14 protein-coding genes are annotated in these 15939 nt (G+C 41.6%); 6 read left to right on the top strand and 8 right to left on the bottom strand.

Features of this window, described 5'->3' with window-relative positions; genetic code table 11:
• Positions 1–48: 48 nt before the first annotated feature.
• On the top strand, positions 49–2175 hold the full coding sequence (locus L1D50_RS14010; protein WP_239966245.1) for a multicopper oxidase domain-containing protein: 2127 nt from the start codon (positions 49–51) through the stop codon (positions 2173–2175).
• Positions 2176–2457: 282 nt separating this feature from the next.
• Here L1D50_RS14010 and L1D50_RS14005 read toward each other — a convergent pair whose 3' ends face one another.
• Positions 2458–3447 carry a hypothetical protein gene (locus tag L1D50_RS14005; protein WP_138523242.1) on the bottom strand — a complete coding sequence of 330 codons (990 nt, stop codon included), beginning with the start codon at positions 3445–3447 and terminating at the stop codon, positions 2458–2460.
• An 83-nt stretch (positions 3448–3530) separates the two neighbouring features.
• A complete protein-coding gene (locus tag L1D50_RS14000; protein WP_128727372.1) occupies positions 3531–3989 on the bottom strand; it encodes a DUF6326 family protein in 459 nt (152 codons plus the stop codon).
• A 206-nt stretch (positions 3990–4195) separates the two neighbouring features.
• On the opposite strand from L1D50_RS14000, the gene L1D50_RS13995 reads away from it, so the two are divergent.
• Positions 4196–5389, top strand: coding sequence for a helix-turn-helix transcriptional regulator (locus tag L1D50_RS13995; protein WP_128727371.1), 1194 nt, complete (start codon positions 4196–4198; stop codon positions 5387–5389).
• Between the two features lie 8 nt (positions 5390–5397).
• Here the strand turns inward: L1D50_RS13995 and L1D50_RS13990 are convergent, their stop codons facing one another.
• The 4 genes from L1D50_RS13990 to L1D50_RS13975 form a co-directional block, all read right to left on the bottom strand.
• Positions 5398–6081: a DUF4386 family protein gene (locus tag L1D50_RS13990; RefSeq protein WP_239966244.1), complete on the bottom strand. Its 684-nt coding sequence runs from the start codon at positions 6079–6081 to the stop codon at positions 5398–5400.
• Between the two features lie 156 nt (positions 6082–6237).
• Positions 6238–6465: a hypothetical protein gene (locus L1D50_RS13985; RefSeq protein WP_239966243.1), complete on the bottom strand. Its 228-nt coding sequence runs from the start codon at positions 6463–6465 to the stop codon at positions 6238–6240.
• Complete coding sequence (locus tag L1D50_RS13980) at positions 6440–8725, bottom strand: InlB B-repeat-containing protein (RefSeq protein WP_128727369.1); 2286 nt, start codon at positions 8723–8725, stop codon at positions 6440–6442. The genes L1D50_RS13985 and L1D50_RS13980 overlap by 26 nt, the downstream gene beginning before the upstream one ends.
• Before the next feature lie 155 nt (positions 8726–8880).
• A complete protein-coding gene (locus tag L1D50_RS13975; protein WP_128727368.1) occupies positions 8881–9768 on the bottom strand; it encodes a LysR family transcriptional regulator in 888 nt (295 codons plus the stop codon).
• 100 nt (positions 9769–9868) lie between these two features.
• On the opposite strand from L1D50_RS13975, the gene L1D50_RS13970 reads away from it, so the two are divergent.
• From L1D50_RS13970 to L1D50_RS13960, 3 genes are all read left to right on the top strand, one after another.
• Positions 9869–11035 carry an MFS transporter gene (locus L1D50_RS13970; RefSeq protein ID WP_128727367.1) on the top strand — a complete coding sequence of 389 codons (1167 nt, stop codon included), beginning with the start codon at positions 9869–9871 and terminating at the stop codon, positions 11033–11035.
• 83 nt (positions 11036–11118) lie between these two features.
• Positions 11119–11655 (top strand): GNAT family N-acetyltransferase, encoded by a 537-nt coding sequence (locus tag L1D50_RS13965; RefSeq protein ID WP_128727366.1) that lies wholly within the window; start codon positions 11119–11121, stop codon positions 11653–11655.
• Between the two features lie 72 nt (positions 11656–11727).
• A complete protein-coding gene (locus L1D50_RS13960) occupies positions 11728–12192 on the top strand; it encodes a GNAT family N-acetyltransferase (protein WP_128727365.1) in 465 nt (154 codons plus the stop codon).
• A 298-nt stretch (positions 12193–12490) separates the two neighbouring features.
• Here L1D50_RS13960 and L1D50_RS13955 read toward each other — a convergent pair whose 3' ends face one another.
• Positions 12491–13216 carry a hypothetical protein gene (locus L1D50_RS13955; protein WP_128727364.1) on the bottom strand — a complete coding sequence of 242 codons (726 nt, stop codon included), beginning with the start codon at positions 13214–13216 and terminating at the stop codon, positions 12491–12493.
• A gap of 190 nt (positions 13217–13406) precedes the next feature.
• Here L1D50_RS13955 and L1D50_RS13950 point away from each other — a divergent pair, with 190 nt between their 5' ends.
• Positions 13407–14450: an IS110 family transposase gene (locus tag L1D50_RS13950; protein WP_128727363.1), complete on the top strand. Its 1044-nt coding sequence runs from the start codon at positions 13407–13409 to the stop codon at positions 14448–14450.
• Between the two features lie 486 nt (positions 14451–14936).
• Here the strand turns inward: L1D50_RS13950 and L1D50_RS13945 are convergent, their stop codons facing one another.
• Positions 14937–15902 carry a DUF4062 domain-containing protein gene (locus tag L1D50_RS13945; protein ID WP_128727362.1) on the bottom strand — a complete coding sequence of 322 codons (966 nt, stop codon included), beginning with the start codon at positions 15900–15902 and terminating at the stop codon, positions 14937–14939.
• Positions 15903–15939: the final 37 nt, after the last annotated feature.

The following is a 15939-nucleotide window of genomic DNA, read 5'->3' as shown; positions in this document are numbered from 1 at the left end:
CTATTATATATTCTTAACACAATATTAATGAACGTTAGGGAGCAGCGTATGAGAAATCCAATGTTACTGATTTTGAGTGCTATCTTGTCCTCTTCATGTGCTGTTGTTGAGGATGCCAAACGCGAGCACATCGGTCACTCAAATCATTCAACTCAATCAAGTCAGTCAAACCACTCAGGCTATACACCGGTTTACTTTGATGTTGAACACTATAATCCAATTGGTGTCGTCCCCAGCGATGTGTTGTCAAAGCAAAATGATTGTAAATATGAGTATATTGAACCTGAGCTTAAATCGTTGACTGCGCCTGATGTGCTTAAGTCAGAAAATGGAGCGCTAGACTTTACGCTGGCAGTACAGTATCAACAAAACAAAATAGCCAAATGTAATACTTGGTTAAGAAATTATGCTTACAAGCAAGGCGATCAAAAAGAATTTAAGAGTGCGCTCGTTGGGCCAACACTTAAACTGGCACCTGGAGATATTTTAAGATTTCGCCTAGAGAATCGCTTACCAACTTGCGAGAGTTATACTGGTAAAAAAGATCAAAATTATTTATGTGCAAGCTCCGAACACGCAGGACATCACTCCGATATAAAGATGTCTAAAGAGGATGCAGAGGAGATGAACACGCCGCATAATTTTAATGTGACTAACTTCCACACTCATGGCCTGTGGGTGTCACCTAGCAAGCAAAGTGACAACGTACTATTGGAAGTTAAACCCGGGAAAGGGTTTCAATATGAAGTAAGAATACCAAAATCTCATCCTCAGGGGACTTTTTGGTACCATGCGCATGTACATGGTTCAACTGCACTTCAAGTATCTAGCGGGATGGCCGGGGCCATTATTATCGAAGGTGGAGATCCCAAAAAGGATATTCAAAACCAACCTCAGATAAAAGGCAAGAAAGAGCAAGTTATTGTGCTTCAACAGATTGCTTACGACTGTCATGGGCAAATCGAATATTACGATGCTAAAAATCGACCAGCTGGTGTTCCAGTTTGCCAGATAGACGGCAAAGACTTTGACATCTTTGGTCCCGGCGAATGGCAACAAACTAAGCGGAGAACCTTAATCAATGGTCAGGTTGTACCCAAAGTAATTATGCGGCCCAATGAAATTCAGCGTTGGCGCTTTATCCATGCTGGTGTACGTGAAACAATTAAGCTTTCTGTTGTTCGTAAACCTAATTGGGAACAGGATATCAACCCTAAGCCATTAGGCTACTTGAATCAGATCTCTGTTGATGGTTTAAACACAGGCCGTTTGGACAAATGGGATCTTAGCAGTGCGGTATCCTCAACTGAGCCGTTACAGCCAGGATATCGAGCAGATTATCTTTATCAAGCTCCGAGCAAAGAAGGGGTTTACTGGCTAGTGGATTTGGATTCTGTGCCACAAAAATCACTTCAAGGTGTGCCAGAAGATACTGCAGAACTGATGCAAATTGTGGTAACCGGAGAACCCGTTTCTAAGGCCGAAGCCGTATTACCAACTAGCGCTGGGCTAGCGCAATATCGAGCCCATGAAGCACCAACTCAAGCTGAAATAAAAGCCATGGACAAGAGTACGGATAAAGAAAGTATGATGTTTTACTTGGGCTCACGTGTTGCCGTGGATAGAGCGATAAAAAGCGCACAGAGCAAAAAAGTAGATTTCAGCTGTGAGAATATAGGGAATAAAGACGTTAATAATGGTGTGCTTCCTGATGATAATAAGCTTTCAGACGAAGAAAAATCCAAAGACCTTATTTTCTCTGTTGACGGCAAGCCTTATGGTGAGATTAGTACTCGAGAATTAACTCTTGGTACATGGCAAAGATGGGATTTGTGTACCCGAGGCCTTGCTCCAATGCATCCTTTCCACATTCATGTGAATCCATTTTACGCGTCAAGAATAGGTCCTGACGGTGAGCAGCAATGGGTATGGCGGGATACATTGGCGATAGAAAAAGATAACGACTCGCCTGACGATAAACACAAAGGTGAGAAGCAATCTAAAACTGCACCACATACAGTGATTTACAGTAAATATCGTTATCCAACATCACTCCCTGGATTTACTGGCGATGTAAAAAAACAGTACACAGGAGAGTTTGTATTGCATTGCCATATTCTAGATCATGAAGATCAGGGCATGATGCAAAAAGTAAAATTAGTTGAGAGTAACTAGCTTAAACGCTAGTAACGCACGCATCTTTAGCTGCAAGCTTTTCGCTAACAGGGGCGTATGTACTTCTAATCGCTCGCTATTTGGTAAGTAAATTCGTCAGTCTCTAAGCTCTATTACCCAGATGGTAGTAGAACTTAGAGCGAGATAGGGGCAAGATTTGTCTGTCAAATAAGCGCAAAGTTTGCCCATGTTTGTATAAATTAGATTCACCGCAATATGAAACCTGCACAAAGCCTGATTTACAACAGCTGTGACAAAAAAGTTACCCAGTTAGATCTATTGCTAACTTGCTAACTTGCCAAGTGCTGATTGCGCTTTTTTCTTAAGTGCTTTACTTAGTGCTTCGGCTATCACTTCTTGTAATAGTTGTTGTGCAGTTGCCACTTGGTTTTGGGCTTTGGCGATCGTCGCTAGCTGAAACTTGATTTGGCTTTTGTCCGGCATATCGTAGCTCGGGGTAGCTTCTTCAAGGTATTGACGCAAGGCGGCTGCCCCCTCGTTATGGTGGCGTGCTAGCTGTTGACTGAGTGTTCCAATAAGTACAAGTGAGCGGTACTTGGCTTTTTTCTGCTCTGGCGTCGTTGCTTCCATTCGAGCTGCCTTACGAAGTTGATGTAAAGCAGGCTCAAGCTCTTTTTGTTCTTGATACACGATACCTAAGGTGTAATAGAGTTCGGGTTCCGTGCCAAAATCTTTTGATACCGTTTCGAGTGAGTGAGCAAAGGCGGCTTTATCATCTAACTTCGCATAAAGGTGTAATCGTGCTAGGTGTGCGGCGAAGGGATCTATTTTTTCTAACTGCTTGATATGTTTGATAGCCTCTTGTTCATCACCGCCAAACATAGCGGGCGCATTGAGGTAAAACTTGATCAAAGCGCTACGATAATTGGCATTATCTGGTGCGAGCTCCACGGCCCTAAGGAACGAACGTTTGAGTTTTTTGATGTAGCCAGAGATCTTAAAAATGCTAGCTTTTTCGGCAAGTACCGCGACGACTTCAGCATGACAGAAATAAAGTTCAGCGTTTTTAGGCTCACTTTGGATAGCGTTTTCTATGTGTTGCAGTGCTACGTCTGGTTGATCGCTTTTCAGCGCAATACGAGCCAACATTAAAGGCTTACGAACATCACTGCTCTTGGTTTCTTGTAGTATGGACTGTGCTAGGCGGTAATTGCCGTTATCGAACTCAGTCTGGCCTTGCTCTAGGCTGGTGGCGTTGGTCAGGGCGCTAAACATTAGCATAGCCAGTGGTATTAAGTGACTCGTTTTCATTGTGGATACTCCTTTGAATGTCATTGTTTGGTTGTGGCGTTTGTTTTGAACGTGGTTTGAGAGCGGTAATAAGTATGTTTTGATTACTCATTTATAGCGTTGTATTGATTGGAGCCGTGCGGCATTCGCCACCTAATCACTGTCCAAGCGATCGTCAGAAGTAAACTGAGCTGAATAGCCACAAGAAATAGATAGAATGGATCTGTTTCAACACCACCGAGTATAAACAAAAAGGTCAATACGACGGCGACTAAATTGCAGGCTCGGTTTAGGTGATAGTTAAGATACTGAGACAGAAAAATCATTGCAATTGGGATCTCGATAAGAATGGCAGAGATCAGTAGTAGCGGTTGTGATAATTTGACCGAGCCGGAATAGCCCGTCATCAACGTTTCTATTACTCCAGGAGTTATAAATGCGGAGACAAAGGCCAAAATATCGGCATAAATCATATTTAACATGACCAATAACCACAGTGTGGCGACCTTTTTATGTGTATTGGCGCTGTGAGTTGACTGACCAGTTGCTGCTGCAGTTGTCATACTTGTTTCCTTAAGTCATATTGGCTTATCTATTCAGATGTTAGAGCTCTTCCCTCATCTTTATCTAAGGGATGGAGTAAGACTAACTATCACTGGCTGAGCTGTCGTCCTTGCGTAAAGGCGCGGACATGATTTAAGGTTCTTTAAATTTAAAAGTATGAAAAACAAAGTATTACGGATAGGTTTGTTTCAAGTTTCAGGAGTGAATGGTGGTTGATCCTATCGTTATGGTGCTCACTGCAATGCTCATTGGGCAAACTGTACTCAGCGTGCCAATGCTAATGATAAACAAAAAGACGCGTGTTTATCGCCTGCCGTTGATGTTGTTTCTTACAGCCTGCGGAGTACTTGCCCTCAATGTCATCGTGCCCCATTTGTTTCCCAGTTGGTATCAAGCGTACACCGTTATTGGCTTTCCGATGCTATTTGTACTTTGTCCTACACTAAGGTTGTACATTGCTGGGCTGACAGAGCAAAGGCAAGAGGCGTTCAGTAAAGCAGATCTTAACGCGTTTATTTTACTGTGGCCTGCGATGGCAGTATCTGTCGCGATAGGTGCTTTACCTCCTGAGCAGCACAGTGCGCTCTTTGTTAGTGATGAGGATCCGAGCGGATTATATTCATCAATACTTGCAGGCATTATGCTGGTCCTTATGTGCCTTTGGCTAATAGAATGTAGCGTCACACTTGCGGTAATTATGAAGCGTTTGCTGGCTTTCAAAAGGCAGTTAAAAAATCATTACTCTAACCTTGACGACCGCCGGCTCTACACTACCAGAAGGCTGGTTTTTGCAGCGATATGTATATGGATATTTGCGCTATTCTCTGTTTCTATATCCAATTTGCTTGGCCAAGCGCTACTGACACTGAGAGCGGAAGTATTCACGGCGCTAATACTTATTTGGTGTGTCACCTTTTTTGCAATGCAACATACACCGATGTTGCCAGTAGGTTTGGCGAGGGAGAAAATTGAGCATGCGGTTGAAGGTCTGGACGCTACAAAGCATAAAACTACACCAGACAAATACAGAAAATCAGCACTTAGTGGCGAGCAGTCAGCGCGAATTGTCGATAAAATTACTCGAGTGATGCGAGATAAAAAGCTCTATATGGATGCTAATTTAACTCTTAAAAAACTGGCGGATGCCAGTGGCGTTTCACCCAATTATCTTTCTCAAACATTAAATGAAACGCTGAGGGTAAATTTTTTCGACTTTGTAAACCAATGGCGAATAGAAGCGTCAAAATCGGAACTATTGACTAGCGCAGATTCCGTGCTAAAGATTGCTCTAGACGTTGGTTTTAACGCCCGCTCTTCATTCTATAAGGCGTTTAAGAAAGAGACAGGGGTTACGCCGGGCGAGTTTAGGAAACAACACGCTCGGCAAACTTGTGAATAGGTTGCGGGTTATCGCGGCGAAGTCGTTGAACTTTCTTTTAGTAATACGATACCAAGCCCTATAAACCATAGAATTTGTCCGAGACCAAATATAGCTGTGGTCACTTCAAAAAATGGGTTTTTGGCAAGGAAAGATAAACCTGAAAATAAAGTTAAAACCCCAGCCAAACTTACAAGCAAACCCCAATAATGGAGCAGTGGGCTAAATATTTTATGTTTGAGACCGATGCAACTGATTGCTAACACCCAAATCGCACCAACTAATTCAATGCCACCGCCAAGTGCATCTACCACTATCGAAATGGTGCGATTGATCGTTAACGCAAGTGTCGGATCCATTTCATGAAATTTTGCAATCGCTTCAATGCTAGTTAAAAAAATCATGGTACTGGCAAGGACAATCGCCGCCCAAATATAGCCTACAATGCTAGCAAACTTCATGCAGTCAGGTGACATTGTGCTAAAGCGTTGATGAATTGCTTGCACCAACACAATCAGGGCAAAGCTGAAGATAATCCCAATCACGATATAACCAAGAAAAAAGGTATCGCGATTTTGCACAAAGAAATCTAGATAAAGCGCTGGTGTATTGTGCTCACTTGAGTCTAATACCCCAAAAAATAAAACAAAACCAAACAAATAAGTCGCGGCTTCTGTGAGTGCCGCGACACCTCCCCATTTTTGTAATGACATAGTACACCTGTAAAACTCGTTTATTATTGTTGTACTCAGTTTAGCAACATATTAAGTATCAGCTCCAGAGTAGGGTGTGTTTATTTGTAACAATAGTTTATTGAGCAGGGAATTCGGGAGAGGAGAAGAGCACCTTCAGGTGCTCTCTAAGCCATATTAAAGATGAACGATGCTATCTACATTGCCATCAGGATCGTTTGGTGTTTTACCATCTGTACTTGGGTTACCATTTCGCATCATGATCACTGCACAGGCAGCAGGTGAATCCATCGAAGTGGCTGATATGGTTATCATGCGATTTGGTGAAGGTAAACAGCATAGCGACGCTTCGCTATGCTGTTGAAGTGAGGTTTGCAGGTTATGCAGATATTCTGCGTCTGCCAAAAGCCAACAGTGTGCTTAGCATCGCCAGTAAAAAGCCAAATGCACCTCCCGAACTGCCTTTATCTTCCTTATCGGTCGTTGTTGGAGTTGTGTTTGCTTTGTACTGTGCCTTTACAACTAACTCACTGGTGACCTTGTCAAAAGCTATATCCCACCCAGTAAAAGCATAACCATTTCGCTGTGGCTCTGCAGGTGGCGTTGCTGCTTGCCCATGAACGACTTCTGCTGCTTTGATGACTGTGTCATCCCAATCCACAAACTTCACTTGATACTTATTAATCTCAAATTGTGCCGTAATGGTAAGGTTTTGATTAACATCATTAAAGTCGTTATTCCAGCCTGTAAATGTATAACCTTCCCTGGGCGGAACTTGAGGAGCCGTAGCAGCACTATTTTCTTCAATAGTTTGCGTAGAAAGCACGCTTCCATCCCAGTTCTTAAACACGACATTAAACTGCTTTAGGTCAAAGCTTGTCACCTGAAATGTGGCTTTATTATTTGAGTAGTCTAATTCAGGAGCTACTGATGAGAACCGGATAGTTGGTGCAAACTCGCCAGCTTCACTTGGCGCAACCTTAAACGAGACTTGAACTGACTCAACATCAGGACCATTGCTAAAGCGGCATGAACGACGATTATTTAGATCTTCACAGCTGACCATATATTCTTGATCTATTGAGTGAAAATCAAACTTTAATGCGGCCTCTGAGTCTAGATAGAGATCAAATAGACGCGGCAAACTGGATAGTGTATTTTCAGTTATTTCCAGTGTGACAAGAGTGCTTGTCCCTGCTTTTAGCTGCTTTGCTCCCGTTATATTCTTAACTGAAACTTCACTTATTTGCGCTTCGTCAACAAAGATGTAGGGTGTAGCGCCTAACGTTGTTAATTCTCGCGCATAAGCACCTTGGCTATATATGCCTGCGGAGTCTATTTGAATATTTGCATCCAGTTGCCAAACCCCTTTACCCTTTTGCAAGTCGTCGTTACTAAAGCTCACACTGGTAGTGCCGACAAACTCATCTTGGTCATTGCCTTGCTGCCATTGCTCTATAGTAAAGAGTTTATCTTTCGCTTCAGCTCCCTCTGGTGCTCTAAGAGCATAGTAACCTTTGGTCATGCCTGATACATCTGACATTGTGACGGTTAGGGTAACATCTTGATCGCCATTCGTTGAAGTGAGTTGGTTTGACGAAAAAGCGACGTTGTCGATACTCGGAGGAGCAATATCTAGTTCAGTTTGATTTTTAACCGTAACAACAGACGGTAGACCGAGCTGATTAAAGTGACCTCGATTGTAAGCACCAATATTTCCATTGCTATCAGTGAGCATCGCAGAGGCAACAAACCACTCACCTGGCAACGCTTTATCTGTAAAGGTAAATGAATAATTTGAACGATATACCCCTTCGACGTCCGTTTCTTGCCAATCAGATGACTCAGCATATTTTATGGCAAGAGATTTATATTGGCTAGGCGGTGAGACTCTAATTACACCTTTTGACATTGTTGAATGGTCATAAGCTTCTATGGCTATATTAACCGTTTTATCTCCTGTATTTACATCAACTTCAGTGTCAGAAATCGTAATAGATTTTATTTCAGGGTTAATGCCTTCAGTGACTTTATCATTCGTGACAACGATATATGGGTTAAAGCCTGCAGCTTGAATTTCATTCTCACGTAGCCAAAAACGAACGGCATTGTTTACGTCAACTAAGTGGCTTAGGGTTAAAAACCACTTCCCATTAACATCTGCATCGGTGAAAGTGAAACTCACTTTACTCTCATAAACTCCCGGCTCGTCTGTTTTCTGCCAATTAGAAGCTACTGCTGATTTATTGCTCCCCCAACTAAACCCTGTCGGTGGGGATAAATAAACGCGCGCACCTTTTACACCGCTTTCATCGTAAAATCTTAATGTAATATCGACGGTTTTTTCTCCATCGTTTACATTAACAGAGTTCGTGGTTAAGAGGATTGACCTTATCTCTGGTGGGGTCCGGTCAGTTTCATTTGTAGTTTTTTGCTCTTGGTAGCAGTGGGTGTTGAGTACATCTAGCATAGACTCGGCAGGTAATAAACTGTCACTTTCGCCATTCGCAGCGTTCGCCATTAATAATTCAATTTTTGTATCACAATCTATTTTTGGGTTAGTGATGGTATCTAAACTAAGCGATAGGCTTGCTTGTGCATTCATTGCTGCTAGCCCAGAGACTAGCGTTGCCAGTGTGGTTTTTTTAAAAAGATTAAAGCTCATTGTTAGTCCTTTAAATTATTATGTGTAGCACTATGCAGCGAAATACTTGGTTAGTACTACAAAATTGAGTAAACACCCTAAATTACCATATGGATCCGGATCTTTAGAGGATTTTTTGTACTAAAATTGTGAACAAATGTGAAAGCCTAGTTTTTCTAATCTGTTGAGTTCAGGTGCTTTTTAAGGTGTTCGATAAAAAGTTGGGTTTTATAGGGTGTGTAGTTTGTCTTGGGATAATACGCCCATAATTGTTTTGCTTCAGATTTTACTTCAGGCAATACAGGTATGAGCAAACCTTGGTCGAGCTCCCTTTTCACATAGCTAGGCGCAATAAATACCAGTCCTAAACCTTGTACCGCTGCTGTCAGCATAGCGTCGAGTTGATCAGAGACAAAGTTATAGTTGTCAAACTGGAAGACATCGCCATTTTCTAAAATAATCCCACCTAGCTTGTGGTAGTAGCTGCTTAACAGCATTTTATGTTGGCGCAGATCATCAAGGGACTTGATAGGCTTATGCTGTTTGAGATAGTGAGGAGCACCAAAGATCTGCATTTGATAATCAATGAGTCGGCTACCTTTATGAGAGGCTGAGTCAAAAGCTTCATAGTAGCGTGTGATCACTAAATCGTGAGTAAGGTCTGGGTGCGCGCCAGGGGCGATGACATTAAGATGAATTTTTAATTTGGGATATTCGGCTAAAAATGAGGCGATATTTGGCATTAAAATGGTGCTGCCTACTGCGAGTGTTGAAGCGATTTTTAAGCTACCAGATGGTGCTTGATTCAGTGCTTGTCCGTGATCAGTTAAACATTCAAACTGCGCTAGCCATTGAGAAGCCTTCGGTAAAAAGTGCTCCCCAGCCTCAGTGAGGTTGACTTGACGAGTGGTACGAATAAATAGCGTTAAGCCAAGCTGCTGTTCTAACCAGTCAATTCGCTTGCTCACTGCAGATGCTGAAACACCTTCTTCATCTGCGGCACGAGTAAAACTGCCAAACTCTACAACTTTGCTAAAGCTCCGCACTCCGGTTAGCCAATCCATTAATTATTTCCTAGCAAGAATAAGTGTTTTTATTATTACCTTGTTTTTTGGATATTAAAAGCTCGATAGAATCATCCTCAGTAGATTCAAGGGGATTGACGTGTTTCAAGTTGTGTTTTTAGCTGTTTTGCTGATGTCTTGCTCTCAAATCGCAAGCCAAATCTACATCCCTGTTTTACCTAATATCACGGATTTCTTACAGCTTACGCCTAGTCAAGGACAAGCGGCAGTAATTAGCTATTTCACTACACTAGGAGCTGCGCAACTACTGGTTGGGCCGCTACGAGATAAGTTTGGTGATAGGCCGTTATTTTTGAGTGGGCTGGGTATTTTACTGCTAGGCACAGTTTTTTGTTCAATTGCATCTAGCGCTGAGGTATTTTTTATCGGTCGAGTGTTGCAAGGCATTGGTGCTGCGTCGCCGGTGTTAATTGGTCGAACGCTTCTTGCTGCAAGATTATCGGGTAGTGAACTTAAAAGCGCGATGGCGACGCTATCAATGTCGGTGAGTGTTACTGCTATTTGCAGCCCTTTTTTAGCTGGCGTTTTATCTGGCTGGGTAGGGTGGCAGGGGATGTCATGGTTTGCGTTCGCTTACTATATTTTGATACTGATTTATGGTTATAAAACTATGCAGCAGAGCAGTAAAATTACTATGTCGCTGAGGCCAAAAGCGCTCTTTAATGAATATCAAAATCTATTGTTAAACCGCTCGTTTATTTCCCTCGCGTCGCTCAAATGGTTGCCTACTTTTTTGTATCTCACCATTCAACTGTATCTGCCGTTTTTATTGGCACGGCAGTTTGGCTTGGAAGCCAACGCAATAGGTCAGGCGATGATGATCCCCATGTTTGGCTTACTCATAGGGTCAATTTTAACTAAGGTATTGCAGCGTAAGCGCGCTTATTTAGATATCGTCATTTGGACTTGGCCAGCGCTTGTTGTCAGCGTGTTATTGCTGCTATTTGCAAGTGGTAGTGCGCTTGCTGTTTTGCTTGCTTATGCTGCGATTATGTTTGTATTTGGCGCTTATTTTCCAAGTTATATGCATCTTATTGGCGTTTTACATCCCGAGAAAGCAGGAACAGCAAATGCGCTAGTCGGCGCGGTTGAACTGTTATTTTTCTCTTGCGTGGCTTGGTTGGTCAACAGGTGGTTACTGAGTGGCGTAGAGTCACTCGCGGCACTCGTTTTTGGTTGTGCGCTGTTACTGTTTATAACCTGGCGGCATTTACGCACTGTCCTTATGCCGGTTTGTAAAGAGTAATAGAATGCAGAGCTTCTGCGACATAGCGTTTATCTATGAGATTGGTGGCTATGTATGTGATCTTAGGATAGGGAAAAATAACAATGCAGTTTGAAACAGAGCGTTTATCCATAAGGCGAATGACAATGGATGACTTAGATGCGGTTTACAGCCATCGGAAAAATCCAAATACGTCAAAATATATCGGTGCGCCTGCCACACTCGAGTCGGCAAAAGAGAGGCTAATTCAAGCTTGCCAACCTTGGAAAAGTGCGGTCGATGAGCGTTTGATCTTGGCTTTAGTGAATAAACAAAAAGAAAAACTGATTGGCGAGCTAGTTTTTAAATATGTCGACGAAGAGAAAAAGGTTGGTGAAATTGGATTTCGATTAGCGGAGGGTGAAATTGGTTGCGGCTACGGTTATGAGGCTGCAGCAGCGCTGATAAAGGAGGCTTTTCAAAGTCTCTCTGTAGATACCATTCAGGCAATATGCGCTGTAGGCAATCGACAATCGCAACGGTTGATGCTCAAGTTAGGGATGAAACGCAAAAACCGTCTAAAAGCCTTTTTGGATATAGGCGGTGAAAAGCATGATATCTATGTCTATCAATTAACCAAAGCTCATTATCTGGAATTGTAATGGGAACGGAATGTGGTTACTGTAAGAGAGTGATAATCCTTTGTCAGTATTATGTTTATTTGAGGAATTAAAATGGAATTTAAACTTTTAGCGCAGCACAAAGCGCTGATACCAACTATTGCCAAGTGGTACTTTGACGAGTGGGGAGGCATTGTTGAAGAGGCTTCTGTAGAGCGGTTTGAGCAAAAGCTTTTAGACTACCTTAACGACTCTAGTATTCCTTGTGTAATCGTCGCGCTGGATGGCGATACAGTCGCAGGAGTCGTGCAGCTTAAATTTCATGAAATGAGTATCTACACAGATAAAGAGCACTGGATTGGTGGCGTTTATGTGGACAAGCCCTATCGTGGAAAGCAGTTGGCCTCACGCTTAGTCAAAGAAGCAGAGCGACTAGCCATTAAACTCGGTGTTAAAACGTTATATTTACAAACGGAACACCCAGAAGGTGGACTCTACCGGAAACTCGGCTGGCAACCGCTCGAAAACGTCAATTACCGAGGCGTTGATGTGGTAGTGATGAGCAAAACAGTAGTTTAGTTAAACAAGCTAGATTTTAAGCTCGGGTAAAAGGCTTAATAAAATCCCACAGTTTTATATGTTCCAAACTAGGCCGTTCAACAGCAACTTATTACCTTAAATCCAATTGCGATCACGGACGCTTATCCAACTTATATTTGGACAAAAACGCGTTGGGTGAACGTCCGTACTAGGTGAATTTCGCATAAAAATTTCTATGGGCTAGCGCCCGCCTAACAGGCGTAAAATTAGGAACGAAGTGACGCAAGCCAAGCTTTTTAGGTCCTTGGTTGAGGCGCTCGTTATACGTAACTTGCGCTTACTGAATTTCTTGTTGCCAGTTAACCTTTTGATAAACTGATTTTTGATTAAAGTTAGTATTACCAGTCGTAGGACCTACATAGTAATACATGCCACCAGAGAAACCTGCAACACCAACTGAAGTAAGTTGTTTTGGCAAAGCAGCTACCGCGTCTTTAGCATTTAAAAATACGTTATTTTCAGGGTAGGCGTCTTGAAGAGTAGGCTCGGACAATAATTGTATGGACTGGTTAATAATGCGACTTGAAATTGCTTTGTGAGTTTGTCCTTTCGCCCAACCTAAAGATTTACCAGTAAAGATATTTAGTTCATCGCTATGACCAGCATAAAACACCTCATCTCGAATAATTTGACCATTTACTTCTAAACACCAATCAACAATAACAAAGCTTGCGTAACTTGCATTTGTAATTATTTGTGAGTAGCGATGGATTTTAGCGTGTACTTTAGCTTTTTTTGATACGTTTGAAGTATTTTTGTTAAGGGTATTCAAGATTGATTGTTGAATATTATTTTTGTCTGCTTCATCAAAGCTACCCCAATTAAAAGCCCCATATGATTCATTGTCAGCTGTATTTTTATCAACTATGAGTGAAACTGAGTTTACGTTGGCGCTAAATGCAGGAGCGTTTGTTAATAAAGGGAATTCTGTTTTACTTGCTGTCCCAGTAACACCACAACCCACTAAGATTAGAGATAAAGATAAAACTATTAGATGTTTCACACGCACTCCTTATTTACGTATAACGCCATAATAAACGACACAAAATAGCAGGCTTAAACTGGCGACGAAGGAGCACAAGCCTGCTGTTTTGTGTCCCTGGTTTAACGGCCTTGATACTTATTGAACCTTCTCCCCGAAGTTTAGCGAACAGCTAAACTTCAGGGCGACGAAACCCAAAGGAGAAAGCTCAATGAAATTCTATACTACTTTTCATAAATATTATTGTGGAATTGACCTTCATGCACGCATTTTATACGTTTGCATTATTGATGAGCGAGGTAATAAAGTTGTTCATCAGAAAATAAAAGCTGATAAACATGAATTACTTAGACTGATTTCGCCCTATCTCGAAGATATCGTTATCGGTGTTGAATGCATGCATTGTTGGTATTGGGTGAGTGATTTATGTGCTGAACATGATATTGATTTTGTGCTTGGTCATGCGCTTTATATGAAAGCTATTCACGGTGGTAAAGCCAAAAACGATAAGATTGACTCTTATAAAATCGCTAGTCTATTGCGTGGTGGCAACTTCCCGCTGGCTCACAATTATCCTGCTAATATGCGTTCAACACGCGATTTACTTCGCAGACGAACACGGCTGGTTCAGCATGGCGCACAACTGAAAGCGCATATAGTTAACACAAATAGTCAGTACAACTACCCGCCACTCGAGTTACATATGAAGAACAAATGTGTTCGACAAGAATTCCAAACGCGTTTTGATGACCAAGCCGTCCAACGCAATGTTAACTTTGATCTAGCCATCCTCGATGCCTACGCAGAAGAGCTTAAAAAACTTGAATATTATTTAGAGAGCAAAACTAAAAAGCATCAACCAAACTATTACGCACAACTGCGTACCATACCAGGTATTGGTCTTATTCTAGCCATGACTATTTTGTATGAAATTGGTGATATTAACCGCTTCGAGTCTGTACAAAAATTTGCATCTTATTGTCGACCAGTTAAGTGCAAAGCAGAATCTGCTGGCAAAACCTATGGCACCAGCGGCAATAAAATTGGAAATGGACACTTGAAATGGGCGTTCAGTGAAGCCGCTGTACTTTATTTACGTGGAAATGACAAAGCTCGGTGCTACTTAAACAAATTACAAAAACGCATGAGCAAAGCCAAAGCACTTTCAGTGCTCGCCCATAAGCTCGGTCGTTGTGTTTATTTTATGCTTAAGAACAAAACGGTATTCGACGATGAACGTTTTTTAAAAGGCTAAGTCGCACAATGGGGTGAGCTCAACACCTAACTAGATAAGCACGAACAACCATGCATTATTTGTGTTTTTGTCAGTAATAGCTGAATTTTACAGGTAAGTATTGTCGAAGTAATAAGCTATTTGGCCTTGATTAGACACCCCATTGGTGCGCATTTATTTAAGCAATGAATTGAATCGTTTACACCTTAGCTGAGCCTTTAACTAACTGGACGAATGAGCCATCCCCTTGAGTAGTGCAAGATTAAGGTTAACCGATGAATGTCTAGTGGCCCTAAACGATAAGTTGTATCGACCGATTTAGGCAGCGATGAGATCGCAATAAGAGATTACGGCGTAACGCCCCTATATGTGTTTGCCGTAAACGATTTAACGGTTAACCGACATAACGAAGTTGAACAGGTTTAAGCGTTGCCAATACAAATTAGCTGCTTAAAAGCAGCTAAAAAGAATCGTTATGCTTAATTGACCGGATAAGGTTCATATGTGTTATACATCGTCCCGCAAAACTTCTAGTATTTTTTGTTGAGTAATACCTTCATTCGCTAGTAATTCACTGATATTTGCTTTTAATCGAGAATACTCCTCTTCCATCATCTCGTAGTGCATTTCATCTATTTCACCAGCTGAAGTTGTCACGTAATTTTCTCCAGTAGTTATAATCAACTCCCCCCCTGATGACAGAGAGCATTCTTTCAATGATGTTGAAGTCAAGATATCAATAAGGGTAGGTTTGTGACCAGTAGATAAAAGGGTTTTAATCGCTTCGCTATCTAACATTAAATCATGTAGTTTAACTAGAACTTTGGATTCATTTGAGCCAACAGACTTCAACACTTGAGTGGATAGAAACTCAATTTTATCGCTTACACCAACTAAATGAGACATCATATCTGAAACTCTATTCTCTTCATTTTGGTTGCTTAAAAACGAGAACATCATTCCAGCCCATTGCTGCCTTAAATATGATTCGATATCTGAAAAATCTCGAAATGGAACAATTGCATTGTTAATTGAATTTGAACGAACCTGGTCAATAAACCCAAAGATCTTCGTATTGTCTGCAGAAGGGTAAACTATTTCATTATGATTGAGATTTTTATTGTTTTTATTCTTTGTGTACAAGAAGTGATCAGAGTAAACAGACTGTTCTACCAGTGCGAACACGGGGATTTTGCTTTTGATTGCCTCTTTATATTCTTCATTTGTTATCGAGTTGTCCCCCTCTCGAAATAACCCTCCATAACGGCCTCCTATTATCAAAACAAACATTTGGCAATTCGGTACTTCTGACAAACAAGAATCATGGGTATGCATTGTTGGGTTATAAAATACTGCGCCTTCCTCACTCAAAACAGGCTCATAACCAATAGTTCTAACAAAATATTTAAGGTTTTCTCGAATATGCTTCAAATCGTAGCAAGTAGAACTAATGAAAACACGAGGTATTGCCATTTTCTTCCCTAGTAAAATTAGATGTATAATATTTTAG

This window comes from Pseudoalteromonas sp. Isolate6 (assembly GCF_022398435.1).
Lineage (GTDB): Bacteria > Pseudomonadota > Gammaproteobacteria > Enterobacterales > Alteromonadaceae > Pseudoalteromonas > Pseudoalteromonas galatheae.
This window is presented reverse-complemented; position numbering and strand designations above follow the sequence as displayed.